The 19,359-nt window shown below is 41.5% G+C and carries 23 protein-coding genes and 1 riboswitch; of the genes, 13 read left to right on the top strand and 10 right to left on the bottom strand.

All coding sequences use genetic code 11. The annotated features are described in order from the left end of the window. Positions 1 to 36 precede the first annotated feature (36 nt). Positions 37 to 747, bottom strand: coding sequence for a purine-nucleoside phosphorylase (gene deoD / locus LC036_RS06860; RefSeq protein ID WP_226580165.1), 711 nt, complete (start codon positions 745 to 747; stop codon positions 37 to 39). Between the two features lie 89 nt (positions 748 to 836). Continuing rightward, positions 837 to 1,226, bottom strand: a complete 390-nt coding sequence (locus tag LC036_RS06855) for a kinase-associated lipoprotein B (RefSeq protein ID WP_226580163.1) — start codon at positions 1,224 to 1,226, stop codon at positions 837 to 839. 129 nt (positions 1,227 to 1,355) lie between these two features. Here LC036_RS06855 and LC036_RS06850 point away from each other — a divergent pair, with 129 nt between their 5' ends. Both LC036_RS06850 and LC036_RS06845 read left to right on the top strand, forming a co-directional pair. Then, the gene (locus tag LC036_RS06850) at positions 1,356 to 1,550 is read left to right on the top strand and encodes a hypothetical protein (RefSeq protein WP_226580161.1); all 195 of its coding nucleotides are present in this window, start codon (positions 1,356 to 1,358) and stop codon (positions 1,548 to 1,550) included. Between the two features lie 85 nt (positions 1,551 to 1,635). Next, positions 1,636 to 2,217, top strand: a complete 582-nt coding sequence (locus LC036_RS06845; protein WP_226580159.1) for a superoxide dismutase family protein — start codon at positions 1,636 to 1,638, stop codon at positions 2,215 to 2,217. Between the two features lie 155 nt (positions 2,218 to 2,372). Here the strand turns inward: LC036_RS06845 and LC036_RS06840 are convergent, their stop codons facing one another. After that, the gene (locus LC036_RS06840; RefSeq protein ID WP_226580155.1) at positions 2,373 to 3,551 is read right to left on the bottom strand and encodes a MalY/PatB family protein; all 1,179 of its coding nucleotides are present in this window, start codon (positions 3,549 to 3,551) and stop codon (positions 2,373 to 2,375) included. Between the two features lie 261 nt (positions 3,552 to 3,812). Beyond that, the gene (locus LC036_RS06835; protein ID WP_226580152.1) at positions 3,813 to 4,169 is read right to left on the bottom strand and encodes a helix-turn-helix domain-containing protein; all 357 of its coding nucleotides are present in this window, start codon (positions 4,167 to 4,169) and stop codon (positions 3,813 to 3,815) included. A gap of 176 nt (positions 4,170 to 4,345) precedes the next feature. Between LC036_RS06835 and yugI the strand changes: the two genes are divergently transcribed. Continuing rightward, positions 4,346 to 4,732 carry a S1 domain-containing post-transcriptional regulator GSP13 gene (yugI, locus tag LC036_RS06830; RefSeq protein ID WP_226580149.1) on the top strand — a complete coding sequence of 129 codons (387 nt, stop codon included), beginning with the start codon at positions 4,346 to 4,348 and terminating at the stop codon, positions 4,730 to 4,732. A 106-nt stretch (positions 4,733 to 4,838) separates the two neighbouring features. On the opposite strand, the gene LC036_RS06825 is transcribed toward yugI, so the two are convergent. After that, positions 4,839 to 5,084, bottom strand: coding sequence for a DUF378 domain-containing protein (locus LC036_RS06825; RefSeq protein WP_226580146.1), 246 nt, complete (start codon positions 5,082 to 5,084; stop codon positions 4,839 to 4,841). Positions 5,085 to 5,337: 253 nt separating this feature from the next. Between LC036_RS06825 and LC036_RS06820 the strand changes: the two genes are divergently transcribed. The 3 genes from LC036_RS06820 to LC036_RS06810 all read left to right on the top strand — a co-directional run bounded on the left by LC036_RS06820 (position 5,338) and on the right by LC036_RS06810 (position 8,515). Further along, complete coding sequence (locus LC036_RS06820) at positions 5,338 to 6,504, top strand: iron-containing alcohol dehydrogenase (RefSeq protein WP_226580142.1); 1,167 nt, start codon at positions 5,338 to 5,340, stop codon at positions 6,502 to 6,504. 166 nt (positions 6,505 to 6,670) lie between these two features. Next, positions 6,671 to 8,017 carry a glucose-6-phosphate isomerase gene (locus LC036_RS06815; RefSeq protein WP_226580139.1) on the top strand — a complete coding sequence of 449 codons (1,347 nt, stop codon included), beginning with the start codon at positions 6,671 to 6,673 and terminating at the stop codon, positions 8,015 to 8,017. 81 nt (positions 8,018 to 8,098) lie between these two features. Further along, positions 8,099 to 8,515, top strand: coding sequence for a YugN-like family protein (locus LC036_RS06810; protein ID WP_226580137.1), 417 nt, complete (start codon positions 8,099 to 8,101; stop codon positions 8,513 to 8,515). Here the strand turns inward: LC036_RS06810 and LC036_RS06805 are convergent. Together LC036_RS06805 and LC036_RS06800 are read right to left on the bottom strand one after the other, a co-directional pair. After that, entirely contained in the window at positions 8,498 to 9,496 is a 999-nt protein-coding gene (locus LC036_RS06805) for a potassium channel family protein (RefSeq protein ID WP_226580135.1), read from the bottom strand. The two genes, LC036_RS06810 and LC036_RS06805, sit on opposite strands and share 18 nt — an antisense overlap. A gap of 97 nt (positions 9,497 to 9,593) precedes the next feature. Next, positions 9,594 to 10,145 carry a thioredoxin family protein gene (locus LC036_RS06800; RefSeq protein WP_226580133.1) on the bottom strand — a complete coding sequence of 184 codons (552 nt, stop codon included), beginning with the start codon at positions 10,143 to 10,145 and terminating at the stop codon, positions 9,594 to 9,596. A gap of 120 nt (positions 10,146 to 10,265) precedes the next feature. Here LC036_RS06800 and LC036_RS06795 point away from each other — a divergent pair, with 120 nt between their 5' ends. The 4 genes from LC036_RS06795 to LC036_RS06780 all read left to right on the top strand — a co-directional run bounded on the left by LC036_RS06795 (position 10,266) and on the right by LC036_RS06780 (position 13,245). Further along, positions 10,266 to 11,327, top strand: a complete 1,062-nt coding sequence (locus LC036_RS06795) for a M20/M25/M40 family metallo-hydrolase (RefSeq protein WP_226580131.1) — start codon at positions 10,266 to 10,268, stop codon at positions 11,325 to 11,327. Positions 11,328 to 11,424: 97 nt separating this feature from the next. Then, a complete protein-coding gene (locus LC036_RS06790) occupies positions 11,425 to 11,637 on the top strand; it encodes a hypothetical protein (protein WP_226580129.1) in 213 nt (70 codons plus the stop codon). A gap of 66 nt (positions 11,638 to 11,703) precedes the next feature. Then, a riboswitch (FMN riboswitch) is annotated at positions 11,704 to 11,848 on the top strand. A 159-nt stretch (positions 11,849 to 12,007) separates the two neighbouring features. Further along, positions 12,008 to 12,601 carry an ECF transporter S component gene (locus tag LC036_RS06785; protein WP_226580127.1) on the top strand — a complete coding sequence of 198 codons (594 nt, stop codon included), beginning with the start codon at positions 12,008 to 12,010 and terminating at the stop codon, positions 12,599 to 12,601. Between the two features lie 317 nt (positions 12,602 to 12,918). Then, positions 12,919 to 13,245 (top strand): hypothetical protein, encoded by a 327-nt coding sequence (locus LC036_RS06780; protein ID WP_226580125.1) that lies wholly within the window; start codon positions 12,919 to 12,921, stop codon positions 13,243 to 13,245. Between the two features lie 69 nt (positions 13,246 to 13,314). Here LC036_RS06780 and LC036_RS06775 read toward each other — a convergent pair whose 3' ends face one another. From LC036_RS06775 to LC036_RS06765, 3 genes are all read right to left on the bottom strand, one after another. Continuing rightward, complete coding sequence (locus LC036_RS06775) at positions 13,315 to 13,695, bottom strand: hypothetical protein (protein ID WP_226580123.1); 381 nt, start codon at positions 13,693 to 13,695, stop codon at positions 13,315 to 13,317. 34 nt (positions 13,696 to 13,729) lie between these two features. Continuing rightward, complete coding sequence (locus LC036_RS06770) at positions 13,730 to 14,125, bottom strand: hotdog fold thioesterase (RefSeq protein WP_226580121.1); 396 nt, start codon at positions 14,123 to 14,125, stop codon at positions 13,730 to 13,732. Positions 14,126 to 14,262: 137 nt separating this feature from the next. Further along, positions 14,263 to 15,207, bottom strand: coding sequence for a 1,4-dihydroxy-2-naphthoate polyprenyltransferase (locus LC036_RS06765; RefSeq protein WP_226580119.1), 945 nt, complete (start codon positions 15,205 to 15,207; stop codon positions 14,263 to 14,265). A 223-nt stretch (positions 15,208 to 15,430) separates the two neighbouring features. Here LC036_RS06765 and LC036_RS06760 point away from each other — a divergent pair, with 223 nt between their 5' ends. Genes LC036_RS06760 through menH form a run of 3 tightly spaced genes read left to right on the top strand, consistent with a single transcriptional unit; the run spans position 15,431 to position 19,355 of the window. Then, on the top strand, positions 15,431 to 16,822 hold the full coding sequence (locus tag LC036_RS06760; protein WP_226580116.1) for an isochorismate synthase MenF: 1,392 nt from the start codon (positions 15,431 to 15,433) through the stop codon (positions 16,820 to 16,822). Then, entirely contained in the window at positions 16,822 to 18,561 is a 1,740-nt protein-coding gene (menD, locus tag LC036_RS06755) for a 2-succinyl-5-enolpyruvyl-6-hydroxy-3-cyclohexene-1-carboxylic-acid synthase (RefSeq protein ID WP_226580112.1), read from the top strand. The genes LC036_RS06760 and menD overlap by 1 nt, the downstream gene beginning before the upstream one ends. After that, entirely contained in the window at positions 18,558 to 19,355 is a 798-nt protein-coding gene (gene menH, locus LC036_RS06750) for a 2-succinyl-6-hydroxy-2,4-cyclohexadiene-1-carboxylate synthase (protein WP_226580109.1), read from the top strand. The genes menD and menH overlap by 4 nt, the downstream gene beginning before the upstream one ends. Positions 19,356 to 19,359: the final 4 nt, after the last annotated feature.

Genomic DNA, 19,359 nt, shown 5'->3' with positions numbered 1-19,359 from the left:
AATCCTCCTTATTTTAAAAATAAGGAGGATTTTTGTTTAATCTTGGATAGCTGCTTCTAATGCTACTTCAATCATGTCATTGAATGTTGTTTGACGTTCTTCAGCTGTAGTTTCTTCACCTGTAAGGATATGGTCACTAACCGTAAGAACGGATAAGGCTTGTCGATTGTATTTAGCTGCTAAGGTATAAAGGGCAGTTGTTTCCATTTCAACAGCAAGCACATTGTACTTGGCCAGCAGGTTGAAAAGGTCCATCGCTTGATCGCGATAGAAACTGTCACTCGTAAATACATTTCCGACACGTAGTTTTAATCCTTTGTCTGTTCCAGCATCATAGGCATTCTTAAGTAGAGAGAAATCAGCCGTAGGAGCAAAGTCAATGCCTCCGAAAACCATGCGGTTCATTTGGGAATCTGTGGTGGATGTAGAAGCGAGAATGACATCGCGGACTTTAACATCGTTTTGTAATGCACCACATGAACCTACACGGATAAGCTTTTGAACATCATAGCTTTCCATTAATTCGTTTACATAGATGGATATGGACGGTACGCCCATTCCAGTTCCTTGTACAGAAATTCTTTCTCCTTTATAAGTACCTGTGTACCCGTACATGCCTCGGACTTCATTGTAGCAGACGGCATCTTCAAGGAAGTTCTCAGCAATATATTTAGCACGCAGTGGATCACCAGGAAGCAGGATTTTATCTGCAATATCGCCCGGTTTTGCACCAATATGTGTTGTCATAGATATGACCTCCTCTGTTACTTTGGACTATTTAAAATTACCATACCCCATAGTAGAAAACAAATGCACACGCAATAGAAAGAGCCTGTTTACTTTGTTTTAAAGTATTGCTTTTCTAAGCTTTCCAGCTGATGGAGGGCATTTTGGTTGAATTCGGTTTCCCTTCTTGTGAGTTTGGCTTTTAATTTGGAAACAGCATGCTTTAAAGATTCTTGATAATCAGGTACCTCTTGTTGTTCATATATATGAACAGCTTCTTTTTGCACGTTGGCCTTTTCATTAAAACTCAAGGCTTTTCTTTGATGAAAAAAGACATCTTCAGTTTTGCCGGGGTTATGCAGATCTCCCTGCATGGGGTGCTTCTCAACAGCCAGCACCTTAACTAAATAGAAACGATTCCGGTCTTCCATTACTTCACCTATGTAAATCCCCGTTTTATAGTGAGCTTTGACAATGGTTCCGTTTTCGATATCTGCCATCTGTGCAACATCCTTTCCTAACCTGTTGTACTATTGATTATACCAAAACTAAATTTGTGAAAAAAACGTGAAGCTGTCTACCAATAGTTTCATCTTTGGTATACTTGTCAAAGAAGGGTGTGATTCATCATGATGGAATTTCTTTATTTCCCTGAAGACAAATCAGAGTACATTCCAGCTGTTTTCATGTTACTGCTTTTTATTGTCGCGGCGGCGTTTACCATGATTTGGATTATAAAAGCCTCTCAAAAAGAAGAACAAAAATTTGATCAAACCTACCATACAGACAAGCAGACCGATCAAAACAATCAAAAGCCACGTTAGGGCACTGCCCAGCGTGGCTTTGTTATATTTTTTTTAGTGAAGGAGATACTACCCATGGGAACAGCTATGGAACGGAGGATCTCATATGAAGATTTATGTCAGTTTAATGAGTGTTTTACTTATAACATTGTCTTTGATTGGCTGCTCAGGAGAAAAAAGGTCACCTTTAGAAACATCGATCTATAACGCAGACAATGACAAAATCGGAACGGCAACATTTACAGAACAGCCTGAAGGTGTTCAAATAAAGTTGAAAGTTGAAGGGTTAGAGCAGGGCATGCATGGAGTAGCCATTCATGAGTTCCCTAAGTGTGAAGCACCGGAATTCAAAAGTGCCGGCAACCATTTTAATCCTTTATCAAAAGAACATGGTTTAATGAATCCCCAGGGTGCTCATGCAGGAGACCTGCCAAATGTTGAAGCTGATCCAAGTGGGATGATTGATGTTAAGTTAATGCTTCCTGAGGCAAAGTTAAAAGAGGATCAAATGTCACTTTTAAGGAAGGAAGGCACCTCTATTGTTATTCAGAGTGGACCGGATGATGGGATGTCACAGCCTGCTGGTAATTCTGGAGAACGTGTGGCTTGCGGAAAAATCACATTAGATGCAGACCAGGACGAAACAAGTGATCCTACAGAACCTGATAAAAAACAAAAGAAAAATTAAGCAGCTTTCTATTATAAGCTGCCTTATCTTCAAGAGTTGATTTTCAGATAGGTGTTTATAGCTGCTGTATTTCTGAACAAAAATGACTACAGGTGATAGAACAGCTAAATAAAAAAGGCGGTAGAGAAAGCCTCTACCGCCTTTTTTTGTGTTTATTAGTCATTTATCCGGTTGGCGGCACGAATAATTCGTGTAACACCCTCTTCAAGTGTGGATCTAGGTGCAGCAATATTCAATCGCATAAACCCTTTTCCTTCCTCACCAAATGAACCGCCGTCGTTCATTCCGACTTTTGCTTCCTTCTGCATAAATGCTTTAAGTTCGTTGTGGCTCATCCCCAATTCCCGGCAGTCCAGCCAGATTAAGTAAGTACCTTCAGCAGGTATTACTTTAATGGCATCCGTTTCTTTGTGGATTCGGTCAATCACATAATCCCGATGTTCTTCAAGGACCTGTTTTAATTCTTCCAGCCACTGCTCCCCGTGTTTGTAAGCTGTTTCCATAGCGGTAATGCCTAAAGTGTTAAGCATCATCATTCCCTGGTTCTTAAATTGTTTATCGACTTTCTTTTTATCATCCATGTTGGCTGTTATTAAATAGGAAGCTTGTAATCCAGCCAGGTTAAATGTCTTTGTTGGAGAGAGGCAGGTGGTAGTCAGATGGTTTACTTCTTCCGATAACGAAGCGATAGGAATGTGCTTATTCCCGCTAAAGATCAAGTCGGCGTGAATCTCATCCGCCACAATTCTCACTCCATGCTTAACGCAAATCTGGCTCATTTTTTCCAACTCTTCTCTTGTCCATACGCGGCTTACAGGATTGTGGGGGTTACATAAAATGAACATGGTTACTTCATTTTCTTTAATTTTTCTTTCGAAATCCTGAAAGTCAATCTCGTACCGACCGTCCTCATATACCAGAGGATTCTTAACAATGTGCCGGCCATGGTCCCTGACTACACTATAAAATGGAGGGTAGACAGGGGTTTGGATAAGAATATTGTCACCAATTTCAGTTAAGGATTGAACGATCATATGTAAGGAAGGAATAACTCCCGGGCTGAATGTAATCCATTCCGTATCCGTTTCCCAACTGTGTCGTTTCTGCAGCCAATCTTTTATTTCCGTTTTTAAATCATCGTCAGGGAGTGTATAACCAAAGATTCCATGGTCTACCCTTTCTTTTAAAGCCTTGATTACAGGTTCTGGAGTTTTAAAATCCATATCTGCTACCCACATAGGCAATACTTCTTTATCTTGGTATAAGTCCTCCGCCATATCCCATTTTACCGATCTTGTTCCTTTTCTAGGAATATACTGATTAAATGTTTCCATACTTATCGCCTCCAATAACCATTTTTAATATCATAACCGAATATCGAATGTTAATGAAAATAAGTTGTTTCTGTTAACAGAACATGGTGGGGTTAAAATGGAGGACTCAAAAAATGGGGGTAAAGGTTACTGTTTATATCACATACTTTTAAAAGCAAAAAAAAAGCAAAGCGAACGTTCGCTCTGCTTACACAGGGGGAATACGAGAAAGTCTTACGTTACTTAATATAACCATCTTTCATAGATTATAAACCTATTTTTTTATTTTTTTTGCTGATTTAAATCATAGAGAAGATTCATAGCCCGAAGGACATCTTGTTCAGAAAAATCTCGAGCTTTTTTTAATATGAGTTTCGTTCGTTTTACACCAATATCCTTTATAAGATTCTCTAATTCATGATCTATGGGGGAGTCGTCATCTTCATGGAATTCCATTAATTCAGATGCTGGTATGTCCAGGACAGTTGAAATCTTAAGGATTGTATCAAGTTCAGGTGTACGTTCATTAGATTCATAACTTTCCAATGTGTTTATACCCATTCTTGCTTTTAGTGCCAGTTCTTCTTTGGTGAAATTTTTCATTTCCCGATATTTACGTATATTGCCTCCTACTGACATATTCATCCTCCTCCACTTCTTTTCTATATTATACCATGATCTATGGCGGAAAATTCTGAAAGAAAGATGAACATTTTTATCGTTCGGAATAGACTTTGCTTATTGCATGGTTTTGTGGTAAAATCATTTATTGCGTGAAAAGAAGCGAATACTAATAAAATCAGGAGTTGTATAGCATGTCAGATAAGTTTCAAGAAGGTCAAGTTTTAGAAGGTAAAGTAACAGGAATTCAGCCTTATGGTGCGTTCGTTGCGCTAGACGAGCAAGTCCAAGGTTTAGTACACATTTCAGAAGTTACTCATGGTTATGTTAAAGACATCAATGAGCACCTATCTGAAGGTGATGAAGTACAAGTTAAAATTCTTAACATTGATGAGAAGAGCAATAAATATTCTCTTTCCATCCGTGCGACACAAGAGGCGCCTAAAGCAACTCGCCGTCCACGTAAACAAGCTGCTCCAAAGCAGCAGCAAGAAGAGTCTGCAGCAGGATTTAACACACTTAAAGACAAGTTGGAAGACTGGATCAAACAGTCTGACGATCGTGAAAAATTCCGCAAATAATAAACGTTTAAAAGGACCTGGTCTTATGGACCGGTCCTTTTTTTGATTATTCCTAGATTAAGGTTGTGATTCTCACCCATAAGCGGGAAAGACACACTCTTATATTTTATTCTGTTTCTGAAGCGGAATCGGGAGATAAATCACTGGTTTCTGCAACAGGAGAGAAGTAAAGGGAGATAGCAATAAGTCCACTTATACCAACAAGAGCATAGATAGCGCGGGCTAATGCAGCACTCTGCTCTCCGCCTCCAAATAATCCAGCCACTAAATCATATTGGAAAAAACCAATGAGTCCCCAGTTAATAGCACCCACTATAACGAGTAAAAGGGCAACACGTTGAAACCAACTCATAATCATATCCTCCTTTTAATTAGTAAAAAATACGGTGTATGCCGGACTAAAAAAACATTATCCGTATGTCGGAAATATGTGTATACGATCAGTATCATTTCTATAAAAATTTAATTCCTATCCCTTTTCCTAAAAACCTCTTTTTTAGCTTAAGCAGAATGGTTGTGTTTATACATGTTGCATATCTTTTGTGAAAATAAAAAATTTCGGAGATAATATGGTCGTACGTTCACACTTGAAAGGGGATTTTTTCATGGATGCATTTACATTTTACAATCCGACCAAACTCATTTTCGGTAAAGAGCAAATAAATCAATTGCCAAGTCAACTGCCGTCTGGCACAAGTAAAGTTCTACTAGTGTACGGAGGCGGAAGCATAAAAAAGAATGGTGTATATGATCAGGTAATGGAACAGCTGAAAAAAGCTGAAGTTGAAGTATTAGAACTATCTGGTGTTGAACCCAACCCTAAATTAACAACCGTTGAAAAAGGGGTAGACATCTGCAAAACAGAACAAATTGACTTTCTTCTCGCAGTAGGTGGAGGAAGCGTCATTGACTGTACGAAGACCATTGCCGCAGGTGCTAAGTATGACGGTGCTCCTTGGGATCTGGTCACACGTGAAGCGCAGCCTCAAGATGCGCTTCCATTCGGTACCGTGCTTACCCTGGCGGCTACAGGGTCTGAGATGAATGCCGGAGCAGTTATTACAAATTGGGAAACAAATGAAAAGTACGGATGGGGCGCACCGCCGTTTACTAATCCAGCTTTTTCTATTCTAGACCCGGCATACACTGCGAGTGTACCTAAGGATCAAACCATTTATGGAATTGTCGATATGATGACACACATGTTTGAGCAGTATTTCCATAACCCGACACAGTCTCCCGTTCAGGATGAAATGATTGAAGGCGTTTTGAGAACGGTAATCGATACAGCTCCAAAACTACTGGAAAACCTTGAATCTCTTGAACACAGAGAAACAATCCTTTACGCTGGTACAATTGCTCTAAACGGTATGCTGCAAATGGGCTATCGAGGGGATTGGGCAAGTCATAATATTGAACACGCCGTTTCTGCGGTTTACGATATCCCTCATGCCGGCGGGCTTGCTATTCTGTTCCCGAACTGGATGAAGCATAATTTAGATGTGAACGAGGCACGATTTGCGCGCCTTGCGACAAAAGTGTTCGGTGTTGAAACAGAAGGCAGAAGCGAGCGGGAGATTGCAGAAGAAGGAATTCAGGAGCTTCGCAAATTCTGGACATCGATTGAAGCACCAGAAACATTAGCTGATTACAACATTGGTGATGACAAATTCGATGTTATTGTAGATCGTTCAATGAAGCGCGGACCTTTTGGTAACTTCAACAAACTGCATGAAGAAGATGTAGAGAAAATTCTAGAAATGTCTAAGTAAGAAAAGAAAGAGGTGCAATTTGCTGCGCCTCTTTTTTCCATTTTTTAAGCAAAAGGACTATCTCTCAATTGAATCCGCTTACAAATGGAACTTTGCTTGATTTGGTTAAGAGGTTTCGATAAAGTGAAATTGGTCAAGAAAAAAATGACGATATGGAGGATCATACATGACACACGTTCGCTTTGATTATGAAAAAGCGTTACCATTTTTTGGTGAACATGAACTCGAATATATGCAGGGAGCTGTTTCGCTGGCTCATCAATCATTACACGAAAAAACAGGGGCTGGAAATGACTTCTTAGGATGGTTGGATTTACCTGAGGATTACGACAAAGAAGAATTTGCCCGTATCAAGAAATCAGCTGAAAAAATTAAATCGGATTCTGATGTATTGCTGGTCATTGGGATTGGCGGTTCTTATTTAGGAGCGAGAGCAGCTCTTGAGATGTTGAATCACAGCTTCTATAATGAACTTCCATCAGAAGATCGTAACACTCCACAAGTGTTCTTCGTTGGAAACAGCATCAGCGCTCCTTATATAAATGAACTATTTGATGTACTTAAGAATAAAGACGTATCTGTAAATGTTATCTCGAAGAGTGGAACAACAACGGAACCGGCGATTGCCTTCCGTATCTTCCGTAAGTTCCTTGAGGATAAATACGGTCAGGAAGAAGCGCGTAAACGTATTTATGCTACTACTGACAAAGAGAAGGGCGCTCTGAAGACTTTAGCTGAGGAACAGGGGTATGAGTCCTTTGTAGTTCCCGATGATGTAGGAGGGCGTTATTCTGTTCTAACAGCTGTCGGCTTACTTCCTATTGCAGCAAGCGGCATTGATATTGAAGAAATGATGAACGGAGCACAGCAAGCCAAGCAGGAATTAAGTACAGATAAACTTGCAGATAATCCTGCCTATCAGTATGCTGCTGTGCGAAATGTACTTTATAACAAAGGCAAAACAATTGAAATGTTAATTAATTATGAGCCTTCCCTGCAGTATTTTTCTGAGTGGTGGAAGCAGTTGTTTGGGGAAAGTGAAGGAAAAGATCAAAAAGGTATTTTCCCTGCATCTGCCAACTTCTCAACAGATTTACATTCTCTTGGTCAATATGTTCAAGAAGGGCGTAGAGATCTTTTTGAAACCGTCCTTCATGTAGAGACACCAACTTCTGATATTACCATTGAAGAAGACGAGCAGAACTTAGATGGTCTTAATTATCTTGCAGGTGGTACAGTAGATGAAGTGAATGAAAAGGCGTATCTGGGTACCATGCTTGCTCATACAGACGGGGATGTACCAAATCTAATTCTCCACCTGCCAAAACGTGATGCGTACACATTTGGATATCTTGTCTACTTCTTTGAAAAAGCATGTGCCATCAGCGGTTACCTGTTAGGTGTCAATCCGTTTGATCAGCCTGGCGTAGAGGCGTATAAGAAAAACATGTTTGCTTTATTAGGTAAACCTGGGTTTGAGAAAGAAAAAGAAGAACTAGAAAAACGCTTATAAGAAAAAGCACCGATCATCCAAAAAATGGATGATCGGTGCTTTTTTTGTTTGGGCATAGTAAAACTTAAAGGAGTGATGAATGTGATACCCTTATCTTCACCAATTACAGGGCAAGCGTTTATGTTTGATGAAGTAGAGAAATCTCTGAAAACGATTGGCTTTAAATTAGCTGATAACTGGGATTATGAACATGGGTACTTTGACTATAAGATTGATGATCACGTGGGTTATCAATTTATACGTCTGCCTTTCGTTGTAACATCAGGTTCGCTGGATGCTCCGGGAGACTATGCCATGATTGAAATGAAAGAGCCTTTTCTTTTATCCCATAAATACAACCCGGGCCTTGATGACAACGTAAAAGAAGGGAATTTCCGTGCTATCTTTGATCAGTTTCAGGAGCCTGTCGATAAGGATGCTTCTTTTCCTGAAGAACATGTTCAGGCGGGGCGTGACTTATTGACGCAAGTTGAACAGCTGTTACTTTCTGAGCGGTGAGAAAACAACAAGTACATCCCCTTTTTCTAAGACGATATCTGGATGAAGGTTGAAGGATAGGTTGTCCCCTTTGCGGATCCCAATAATTTGGTAGCAGTCTTTTAAGAAGTGTTCATACGCACTTAGTATAGGCTTGCCGACAAGCTCACTTTCAATCTTCTCTTCATGGAATTGTCTTTCTGTCAATAATTGAAGCAGAAGCTCAAAGGGTTTTACAGGATCATTTCTATAAAGTTCCTGGTAAAAGAGACTGCTCATGAAATCGTTTGATCGAATAACCGTATTAGCGCCGGCCCGCTGAGCATTTATTTTTTGGCGGTCAGTTAAAACTTCAGCAATAATGAACAGACCTGGATGATGCCCTTTTAAAGCAACAATTTGATGGATGACCGTCTGATCGGACTGCTCTTCTTCCATAGAAGGATCAGCTGTAATAATAGCCATTCTCGCTTCGCTTAGTTTGGCTTGTTCAAGCGTTTCTTCGTTTGTTGCACATCCATTAACGAAATGTACACTGGACAGCCTCTGATAAAACTGATTCATTGTGCGGTCTATAAGTACAATTCTTTCTTGAAGATTCTGCTCCTCGAGCATATCAATTAACTGTCTCGTCCGCTCATTCCATCCAATCAATACAAGGTGGTCTGAACCTTTATAAGGTACCTTTCCTTCTGAGAGGTCTGTTTCATGCTTAACTGTCGAAGCAGACAGTGTTGCCATATAAAAAGTAACCAGTCCTCCTCCTGAAAGGATAAGGAGAATAGCTACCAGTTTACCGGAAGTGCTTAATGGAACATAATCTCCATATCCGACAGTAGCTCCGGTTACAAATGCCCACCATAGACCGTCGAAAAATGTAGGGAAGTTATTTGGTTCGATTATATGAATTAAAATGCCGAATAAAGTCATAGTAAAGAATACAGTCGTTAAAAGCCTTAGAAATAACGGCATTTGGAAGTAAAGGCGGATCAATGATTGCATGCCATACGCCCCTTTTTTATCTTCAGTATGGCATGTTTAGTCTAGATTCAAACGTAAAAAAACCTGCCCTTTGAAAAGGCAGGTGTGAAAATAGACGTTATTTAATGGTTTGTTTTATATCTGTATATACTTCTTTCCAGAAATCATGATGGTCGCGATAAGCTTTAGTGATAAATGTCAGCATTTCTCTTTGTTTCTCCTCATAATCCTCTGCATCTTTTGACGGCAGCCGTGATAAGGAATTAGAGATGAATTCCTGCACTTGAGGTGCCCGCGGCCCCCATGTAGCTTGTTCACGGCCTTCTAGATCAATGAAAATGATCTTTGGTATAGACCTTGATTGACCGCCTGTTAAGTATTGGTCCATTAGTTCAAGGTTGTCATCTCTTAAAAGAAAATGTGTGGGGATTTGTCCGGCTTCAGCAATTCTTAAAAATATTGGTAAGTTCAGCATGGCATCACCGCACCAGTCTTCTGTCAGGACAAGTGCCCGCCACTTTTTACTCTGGATTTCAGCAAATAACGGATGGTCTTCAACAGGTATGGAAAAATTTTCATATATATAAATAAAATCTTTCTGATGGGTACTCATCTGATCCACATACTCTTGAGCAGTCATTCCTTTTTCGTACCATTCTTCTAAACTCATTCATACCCCTCCTCTAAAACTACATACCATTTCTTGTTCCCTTTTAGGGGGGAGGTTATGCAATCACTTGCAAAATATATGTCATTTTTTGATATGATTAGTAAAAAAGGAGGAAGAGACATGGAAAAAGAACGTGTGGATTTTTTAATGGAGTTATTAAGTACACCATCCCCATCCAGTATGGAGATGAACATCCAGAAAAGATGGATGAAAGAAATGGAACCTTTTGCTGATGAGATTCAGACCGATCATGCAGGGAATGCAATCGCTGTGTTGAACCCGGAAGCGGAATTTAAAGTGATGCTTGCCGGTCACTGTGATGAAATCGGGCTTGTTATTAATCGTATCGATGAGCGCGGGTATCTTCACTTTGATAAAATGGGTGGAATTAATCCTAAAGCAGCTGTTGGAATGAAGGTGACCGTTCTCGGGTATGGGAAAGAAGTTTCCGGGGTTATTGGTGTAAACGCCCAGCATCACGGAGGACTAAAAGGCGATTTTGGCCTTGAGGAACTTTTCATTGACTGTGGTGCTCAATCAAAAGAAGAAATGGAAAAATTTGTACAGATTGGTGATTTAGCCGTATATAAAAGAAGCCCTGAAATGATGATGGATCGTTACATATCCGGGCGTGGTCTTGACAATCGTACAGGTCAGTTTATTGTTGGTGAGGTTTTGAGGAAATTATCGCAAAAAGACCTCAAAGTAGGTGTGTATGCCGCGAGTACGGTGAACGAGGAAACGAATATGGGAGGTGCCTACTTTGCTGCAGCAGGGATTGAACCAACAATGGCTATTGCCTGTGATGTAACGTTCGCAACGGATTATCCGGGCGTGAATACTAATAAGCATGGGGATATCCGCTTGGAAGGCGGCCCTGTTCTTGCAAAAGGAGCGCCTATCAATCGAAAGATTAATCAACTTTTAGAGAGAACGGCGAAAACTCTTGATATGAAAGTACAGTATGAATTGACTCCTCGTATGACAGGTACGGATGCTGACAAAATGCGTCTTACAGGGAAAGGTGTACCTGTAAGTCTCGTGTCCTTACCTCTGCGCTATATGCACTCTCCTGTTGAAACGGCAAGTATACAAGATATCGAAGAAGAAATTGATCTACTTGTAACTATGATTTCTAACATGACGGGACAGGAAAGTATGAATCCATTAGATGATGAATAATGAAAAAGGTCCGGCTTAAGCCGGGCCTTTTGTTTATTTGTAATCATAAATGGACAGAATAGCAGATATAATCTTCAGTAACTAAGGAGTGATCTGCATGGACCGTGAAACGCTTCATCAACAGATAGAGTCTTTAAAAGGGAAGATATGTGCAGGACAGGTGTATGTGCATGGCTATGACGATTACATTATGCTGCAGCTCGACAAGGTGAAGGAAAGTGAGGACGGCTTGGTCGATTTATCTACCGTTTCCTCCACCCTGCGACTATTTATTGATGCTACAGGCAAAGCCGGATTCCCTGCTCAGTAGAGTGGGGATTTTTTTGTTGCAGTTTTTCATTTTCTTCTATAAAATGAATATACAATCATATATCGATTCCATCTTCGGGGCAGGGTGAAATTCCCGACCGACGGTAAGAGGTGCAGTATGACCTTAAGTCCGTGACCCGCATATGTTGTATGTGGTGGACCTGGTGAAAATCCGGGACCGACAGTTAAAGTCTGGATGGGAGAAGATGTCGAGCGGAACAGGCAGTATTCATTTAGCTGCCTCTAGTTTCCTATGGACTAACCATCAACCCTAAGCCCTAACAGCTTAAGGGTTTTTTATTAGTCAAAGAATGCCGCCAACCTTCATCTGGGATGTGAATCGATGTAAAAGATGAAGGGGGAGATCGATGATGAATCCTTTAACAGGACAATCATCAAAACTGATGAGACTAATTTTTTTAGCGTTGTTTGGAGCCATTTCTATGGTGCTGATGTTTTTGAGTTTTCCTTTACCACTCCTGCCGCCTTATTTGGAGGTCGATTTTAGTGATGTACCTGCTCTCTTGGCCGCAATTTTATTAACTCCTGCGGCAGGTATTATTGTCGAAGCTTTAAAGAATGGTTTATACCTTATTTATACAGGTGCCGGTGATCCAATTGGGATTTTAGCTAACTTTATGGCCGGGGTATTATTTGTGTTTCCTGTCGGGCTCATTTATCACAAATTTAAAAGTGAAAAATCAATCAAAACCGGATTGGTGATCGGTTCATTGACGATGGCTCTCGGAATGGCTGTGCTGAATTATCTTATCATCCTGCCAGCGTACAGTTGGTTTATGGGGTGGGAAATGAGTGCTCAGGTGAAAGGATATACAGTACTAACAGGTATTCTTCCATTCAATGCTCTGAAAGCACTTATTGTGAGTGTTTTATTTGCCTTACTATTCATAAAAATGAAGCCATGGATTGAGCAGAAGCGGACACGGTCCTCCTCTGCAGCTTGATTGGCTTAAGAAGAATCTAAATATAGAAGAAAAGGAGGCTGCCGGCTTTGTTGGCAGCTTTTTTGTTTTAGTTAAACATTGGTATGAATTTCTGAAATAGGATTTGAGTTTGAGGCAGTTAGGAAGGATTGACTTCTTTGCGGGGACTGACGGGCTTCCTCAGCACCCCTTATTCAATTATAATCATTTAAAAGTGAAGTCAAAATAGAGATATAGCAAAGCAAATTCTATAAAAACGATCTGTTTTTCGCTGAGTAAAACCCACAAAACAGCAAATATTAATGGTGCATTAAAATATTTGTGAAGAGGTGTTTCGTGTGAGGAACAAAGGGACTCCGGCTATTTTGACATTGGTTTTGTTTTCGTTGGTTTTAACGGCCTGTGCGATGAATGATGATAACAATCAGCCTGACGACATTAATTATGAGCCGGCCAGATACGAGCAGGACAACGATAGGGAGATGAACGATTTAATGAGAGAGAGAAATCGTGACTATCGTGAGTACCAGGATATCAACGAGCTGGAAAGAGACATGAAGCGAGATGTGAAAAAAGACAACGAGCCTGACACACCATATAACATGGATGAGGAAGAGCCCGATCTTGATGAAGAACCCTCGGAACAGCTTAGAGAACGTGACTAAAGGGAATGTCAAAGAGCTCCGGTATTGTTACCGGAGCTCTTGTTTCGTTCGTTGATATTTTCATACATTTTATGAGTTTCTTTCCATCTCTTCTAATTCTTCGACCTTATATCGTGCTGTTGGCATGGCTTCCAGACGTTCAACCGGAATAGGATCACCAGATTTCTCACTGACTCCGTAACGACCTTCCTCCATGCGCTGCAGGGCATCTTCCACTTCCATCAATTTTTCTCGGGCCTGTTCATAAAATGTCTGTTCCTTTTCTCTTTCAAACTGATCGGTTCCCTGATCCCCCGGGTGATCGGCTACGCTTGAGATTTCGCCGGTACGGTCGTTTGGATAATCCTCCTTGGCCTGGTCATCCTGATAATCTTCCATTTGCTTTTCCGCTTCTGCTTTCATCTCCAAAAGACGGTCTTTTAACTTCTTTTGCTTTTGTTCTGTCAACATTGTATACCAGCTCCTTATTCTAGTAAGGATGGTCTTATTTCTTCAAAGGAACGACTCCGATGGTACACCTGGAGAGACAGAGCAGTTCATCTGCTTCATTTAGAATTTTTATCTCCCACACCATCGTGTTTCTGCCAATATGAGCAGGGACTGCCGTTCCGATGACATAACCATCGCGCACACTTTTTATATGATTTGCATTAATTTCGACTCCAAACACCTGCTGTTTTTCAGAGTCAATGTTTAAGAAAGCCCCTATGCTGGCTGCACTCTCTGCTAAAGCTACACTTGCTCCGCCATGCAGGAAGCCCATCGGTTGACGGGTCCTTTCATCTACAGGCATGCGTATAACCACAGAATCTGCCTTGGCTTCAATAACTTCCATGCCCAAAGCTTCCATTAAGGTGTTGTTCATCATTGATTGATTCATATTCATCCATCCTTTATGTAATATTCCCATTGTGAAAATGGTCAAACCTATACAAAAGAAGGATGGATGACCATCCTTCTTTTTTGAAAATTAGATTTTTTCGAACTTTTATAATGTGCTCTGTCTGTTTCTTTCTATCAGCCGATAGGGAAATATAGGTGTATCAGCAGTGATAAGCCCAGCAGAAAACCGTAAATGGTATTGGTTTGCGCGGTTGCTTTCATAGCGGGCATCATCTCGAGTGGCTCATTTTTTCCTGCAAATCCCTGAATGGCCTGATAAGCTTTTCTTAAACTAAAGAATGTCAGGAAAGACCACAACGGGAGTACACTCGTGAAAATTAGAATCCCTGTCAGCAAAAAGGCTGCAACATAAAGAATCGTCAGGAAGCGGACGGCACCTTTGTGACCAAAGAGGATGGCCAAAGTTTTCCTTCCGTTTTCCGCATCTCCCACCCTGTCACGAATATTGTTTGCAAGAAGAATAGCTCCTACAAAAATAGCGACAGGAATGGAAACAATCAGAACTTCCGAAGTGATTGTAAGCGTCTGGATATAATAACTAATGCCGATAATGATGGTTCCCATAAAGAATCCAGCAGTTACTTCACCAAAAGGAGTATAGGCAATTGGTAAAGGTCCTCCGGTATACAGATAGCCAAACAACATGGAAATAAGTCCTATGAGCGCAATCCACCAGCTTGAGGCTGCGCAGATATAGACCCCGAGTAAACCGGAAACGATAAAAAAGCTGACCGCTAGTGTCAAAACTGTGCCTGGACGGATGCCGTCACGTACAATCGCACCACCGATACCAACAGAATTTTCATTATCCAATCCTCTAGCGTAATCGTAATATTCGTTAAACATATTTGTGGCCGCTTGAATGAGGATGGAGGCGAGCAGCATGGCGGCAAATAACCAGAAGTTAATCGACTGCTCAATGGCCGCCAGCATTGTTCCAACAAAAACGGGAACGAAGGCAGCGGTTAAAGTGTGAGGACGAAGCAGTCTCCACCAAACTTGGAATCCTTCACGTTCATTCAAGGAAGCTTTAACTTTTTGATTTTGTATTGAACTCATTGGTGTACTCTCCCTTGTTACAAATCTTAAAATATGATATCAGTTTTAGTTTAGGGAAACAGGCCTGGAGTGTCAATCATTGTAATAATTTGCAGGAGTAAGGTAAGATTCCTTGAGTCAAGAGAAAAAAGCGAATAAAATAGAGGGTGATGCACGCAACAAACTTTTATTATGTTAGCGTGAGTGATTAGGTAATGTCCCTTAAAGAATGGGAGGAATTTTTATGCTTCATACGAAGGCCCCTCATATTGAAGAAATGATAGGGGAAGCCCTTCAGAGAGCACATCATCTTGGGGAACCTCGTTTTATTAGTATTGTCGAACATATAGATAATCAGGACCCTTTTCAGTTCTTTTTTAATGGAGCAGATATAGATCTTCACCGCTCCTACTGGCAGAGTGCTGACAACGATTTAATTATGGTAGGGGTCGGTAAAGCCAGTCAGTTATATGCAGAAAGCACAGATCGTTTTCGTGAAGTGCACTCTTTGTGGGAAGAACTTCAGGAAAATGCAATGATCCATGACGAATTCAACAAAAAAGGAACAGGTATTGTTGCTTTGGGAGGCTTTAGTTTCGACCCGAACCAAACAGAGACAACTCCGTGGGAAGCTTTTCCTGATAGTCAAATGACAATTCCTGCCTACCTTTTGACAAAAGTTGATGGAGAAACCTACTTGACGATTAATGCGCTTATTTTTCCTGAAGATCACCCGCAGCAGATCGTTCAGCAGATTCTAGATCAAAGGGACGGCCTTTTACTTTCAAAGTCTTATGAGGAAGAACTTCCAGAGGTGGAAAGTACTTTTGAAATGGTGCCTGAGGAATGGAAAGCTTCTGTAAGACAGGCGACAAAAGACATAAAGGCTGGATTAATTGGAAAAGTTGTCCTTGCCCGTGAATTACGTCTTTCTTTTAAGAATGACGTCCAGATCACATCCGTTCTTAAAGCATTGGCTGACTCCCAGCCCAACAGCTATATTTTTGCTTTTGAAAGTCAAGGTGACTATTTTATAGGGGCCACTCCGGAACGTCTTGCTAAAGTAGAAGAGCGGGAACTGGTTTCGACTTGTCTTGCTGGTACGACACCCCGGGGCGTTACAGAAGAAGAAGATGTGAAGTTAGGGAAAGAACTTTTAAATGATCCAAAAAACCGTCAAGAACATCAATTTGTCGTAGAAATGATTCGTGATGCTGTAGAGGCCTGCAGCAGCCGGGTGCAGATTCCTGCAACCCCTGTCCTCTACCCCTTGAAGAATCTCCAGCATTTATATACGCCTGTGAAAGCAACGTTGGATCCAGGCTATACATTGATTGACGTGATTTCCAGGTTACATCCGACACCTGCCCTCGGGGGTATGCCGCAGAAAGAATCTGTGGATTATATTCGTCGGAATGAGACGTTGAACAGAGGCTGGTACGCAGGACCGGTTGGGTGGTTTGACTCGAGCAATAATGGTGAGTTCGCAGTTGCAATACGATCTGCACTCATTCAGAAAAATCAAGCATCTTTATTTGCCGGCTGTGGCGTTGTTGAGGACTCCGATCCAGAAGCGGAGTTTGAAGAAACAGCTGTTAAATTAAAGCCGATGCTGTCTGTTTTAGGAGGGGTATAATGGGACATACAGAAGCTTTAACTAAATATGTTACCCACTTTGTGGATCAGCTTGCCTATTCAGGCGTCAGACATGTGGTCATATCTCCTGGATCAAGATCCACCCCTTTAGCTTTGACTTTCGCTGAGCATTCCGAGGTGAAACATTGGGTTCACCTCGATGAACGCTCAGCTGCTTTTTTTGCTTTAGGTATGGCAAAACAAGAAGGAACGCCTGTTGCTCTTGTCTGCACCAGCGGGACAGCAGCTGCGAATTACTACCCGGCTGTCGTAGAGGCTTATTACAGTCGTATTCCACTGATTGTTCTGACAGCAGACCGCCCTCATGAACTGCGGGAAGTAGGAGCCCCTCAGGCTATTAATCAAATTGATATGTTTGGACATTACGCCAAGTGGCATCATGACCTGGCCCTGCCTGAAGAGGATAATTACCTTTACGCTAGAAGACACGCAGCTCGGGCAGTAGAAGAAGCGTTGAATAATCATAAAGGACCGGTTCACTTGAACTTTCCATTTAGAGAACCACTTATCCCTGACTTTCAATTAGAAGGAGCATGGCGTGGGGATGAACGTCCTATTCCGCTTGCTGTTAAAGGTCAGCCTCGTTTGGCACATGGTGATGCCAAACAGTTATTTGAACGGTTAGCAAAGAAAGAGAAAGGTTTAATTGTAGTGGGTCCTCAAGTCGATCCATCTCTTGCTGAAGCTGTTACCTCTTTAGCTTCACGTTTAGGTGTTCCTGTATTTGCAGATCCACTATCCCAACTTCGAACCGGGGTGCACGATAAAAGAAACATTATCGAAAATTATGGTTCCCTATTAAAGTCTCAGGAAATTGGCAGGGAGATGGTTCCTGAATACATCCTTAGATTTGGAGCGATGCCGGTTTCGAAAACGTATTTAAAATGGATTCAGAAATACGAGAATAGGATAGACCATTATGTCGTTGATGATGTGATTGGCTACCGCGAACCGGCAGGGGTGACAGCCGGTTATATTTGGGCAGATCCTGTAGAGCTGTGTAACAGTCTGGCTGAATATATGCCCGAAGGAAATGTAGATACTTCCTGGCTGCAGAAGTGGCAGGAGTTCAATAACCTGGCTAAGGCGAAAATGCTGGAAGGTCCAGAAGATTCCTTAAATGAAGGACATGCTGTGATGTACTTAGCAGAAGCGTTACCTGATGACTCGACTTTTTTCATTGGCAATAGTATGCCCATTCGAGATGTCGACAGCTTTTTTATGTCTACACCAAAGCGTATCAAAATGATAGCCAACCGTGGAGCGAATGGTATTGATGGAGTTGTCAGTACAGCTTTAGGGGCAGCAGCTAATGGTCAAAAGACCACATTACTATTAGGGGACATTTCTTTCTTCCATGATTTAAATGGATTATGGATGGCTAAAAAGAAAAGAATACCTCTAACAATCGTTGTCATTAATAATGATGGCGGTGGGATTTTTTCTTACCTGCCACAAGCCAAAAACCCTAAACACTTCGAAGAGTTATTCGGTACACCACTGGACCTTGACCTTGCTTTAGTGGTTCAAATGTACGAAGGAGAACATGAGCGCGTTCATACCTGGGAAGAATACCGTTCCGCGCTTATGAAAAGCTCACAAAACGAACACCTGACTGTCATTGAAGTTATAACCAGTCGGGACGACCATGTTGATTTTCACGAATCTAAATGGGCAGGAGTTGAAAAGGCTGTCTTAAATCGGGAGGACCCAGAATGATGTACGAGGTTGGCAACAGAGGCTATTGGGTAGAAGAAGAGGGACAGGGAGAACCGCTTTTGCTACTGCACGGCTTTACCGGAAGTACAAAAACGTTCCATAGCATGCTTGAACATTTAACAGGAAACTATCGTATCATCAAAATTGATCTCCCGGGTCATGGCCGGACAGGATCCATAGGCAAAGTATCTATGGAACGATTCTGCAGAGACTTAGCAGCGCTTCTTGAAAAAATGGACATAACGTCCGTGACTTTGTTAGGTTATTCCCTTGGAGGGAGAGCGGCGCTGTCCTTCGCTATGCTTTATCCACTCCATGTAGAGCGTATCATTTTGGAGAGTGCTTCTCCCGGTCTTGCTACGACAGAAGAGCAGCTTTCGAGGCAGGCAAAGGATCAAGCTCTTGCTGGTATGGTCCAAAAAGAAGGTCTTGAATCATTTGTTTCCTACTGGGAAAATATCCCTCTTTTTCAATCTCAATCGCGCTTGCCCGATGACGCAAAAAAAGCGCTGAGACAAGAGCGGTTGAACCAAACGGCTGAAGGGCTTTCTAATTCGCTGCTTGGAATGGGAACAGGACATCAGCCTTCTTGGTGGGAGCAGTTACCGTCGTTACGTCAGCCGGTAATGCTGATTACAGGGCAGGAAGATCGAAAGTTCCAATTGATAAACCAAAAGATGTATGAAGAGCTCCCGAATGCATCCTGGCAGCAGGTTGAGGATGCTGGACATACCGTACACCTTGAGAAACCTAAAATTTTTGCTAAAATTGTAGATGGCTTCATGATAGAATAAAACT

Source organism: Halobacillus litoralis (genome assembly GCF_020524025.1).
In the GTDB taxonomy this organism is placed as follows: domain Bacteria; phylum Bacillota; class Bacilli; order Bacillales; family Halobacillaceae; genus Halobacillus; species Halobacillus litoralis_D.
Note: the sequence above shows the minus strand (reverse complement) of the source record. Positions and strands in the feature narration are given on the sequence as shown.

What these genes read in the sequence shown, in the direction of transcription:
- deoD (WP_226580165.1), bottom strand. Translation starts at nt 747, where the DNA reads ATGACAACACATATTGGTGCAAAACCGGGCGATATTGCAGATAAAATC.
- LC036_RS06855 (WP_226580163.1), bottom strand. Translation starts at nt 1,226, where the DNA reads ATGGCAGATATCGAAAACGGAACCATTGTCAAAGCTCACTATAAAACG.
- LC036_RS06850 (WP_226580161.1), top strand. Translation starts at nt 1,356, where the DNA reads ATGATGGAATTTCTTTATTTCCCTGAAGACAAATCAGAGTACATTCCA.
- LC036_RS06845 (WP_226580159.1), top strand. Translation starts at nt 1,636, where the DNA reads ATGAAGATTTATGTCAGTTTAATGAGTGTTTTACTTATAACATTGTCT.
- LC036_RS06840 (WP_226580155.1), bottom strand. Translation starts at nt 3,551, where the DNA reads ATGGAAACATTTAATCAGTATATTCCTAGAAAAGGAACAAGATCGGTA.
- LC036_RS06835 (WP_226580152.1), bottom strand. Translation starts at nt 4,169, where the DNA reads ATGTCAGTAGGAGGCAATATACGTAAATATCGGGAAATGAAAAATTTC.
- yugI (WP_226580149.1), top strand. Translation starts at nt 4,346, where the DNA reads ATGTCAGATAAGTTTCAAGAAGGTCAAGTTTTAGAAGGTAAAGTAACA.
- LC036_RS06825 (WP_226580146.1), bottom strand. Translation starts at nt 5,084, where the DNA reads ATGAGTTGGTTTCAACGTGTTGCCCTTTTACTCGTTATAGTGGGTGCT.
- LC036_RS06820 (WP_226580142.1), top strand. Translation starts at nt 5,338, where the DNA reads ATGGATGCATTTACATTTTACAATCCGACCAAACTCATTTTCGGTAAA.
- LC036_RS06815 (WP_226580139.1), top strand. Translation starts at nt 6,671, where the DNA reads ATGACACACGTTCGCTTTGATTATGAAAAAGCGTTACCATTTTTTGGT.
- LC036_RS06805 (WP_226580135.1), bottom strand. Translation starts at nt 9,496, where the DNA reads ATGCAATCATTGATCCGCCTTTACTTCCAAATGCCGTTATTTCTAAGG.
- LC036_RS06800 (WP_226580133.1), bottom strand. Translation starts at nt 10,145, where the DNA reads ATGAGTTTAGAAGAATGGTACGAAAAAGGAATGACTGCTCAAGAGTAT.
- LC036_RS06795 (WP_226580131.1), top strand. Translation starts at nt 10,266, where the DNA reads ATGGAAAAAGAACGTGTGGATTTTTTAATGGAGTTATTAAGTACACCA.
- LC036_RS06790 (WP_226580129.1), top strand. Translation starts at nt 11,425, where the DNA reads ATGGACCGTGAAACGCTTCATCAACAGATAGAGTCTTTAAAAGGGAAG.
- LC036_RS06785 (WP_226580127.1), top strand. Translation starts at nt 12,008, where the DNA reads ATGAATCCTTTAACAGGACAATCATCAAAACTGATGAGACTAATTTTT.
- LC036_RS06775 (WP_226580123.1), bottom strand. Translation starts at nt 13,695, where the DNA reads ATGTTGACAGAACAAAAGCAAAAGAAGTTAAAAGACCGTCTTTTGGAG.
- LC036_RS06770 (WP_226580121.1), bottom strand. Translation starts at nt 14,125, where the DNA reads ATGAATCAATCAATGATGAACAACACCTTAATGGAAGCTTTGGGCATG.
- LC036_RS06765 (WP_226580119.1), bottom strand. Translation starts at nt 15,207, where the DNA reads ATGAGTTCAATACAAAATCAAAAAGTTAAAGCTTCCTTGAATGAACGT.
- LC036_RS06760 (WP_226580116.1), top strand. Translation starts at nt 15,431, where the DNA reads ATGCTTCATACGAAGGCCCCTCATATTGAAGAAATGATAGGGGAAGCC.
- menD (WP_226580112.1), top strand. Translation starts at nt 16,822, where the DNA reads ATGGGACATACAGAAGCTTTAACTAAATATGTTACCCACTTTGTGGAT.
- menH (WP_226580109.1), top strand. Translation starts at nt 18,558, where the DNA reads ATGATGTACGAGGTTGGCAACAGAGGCTATTGGGTAGAAGAAGAGGGA.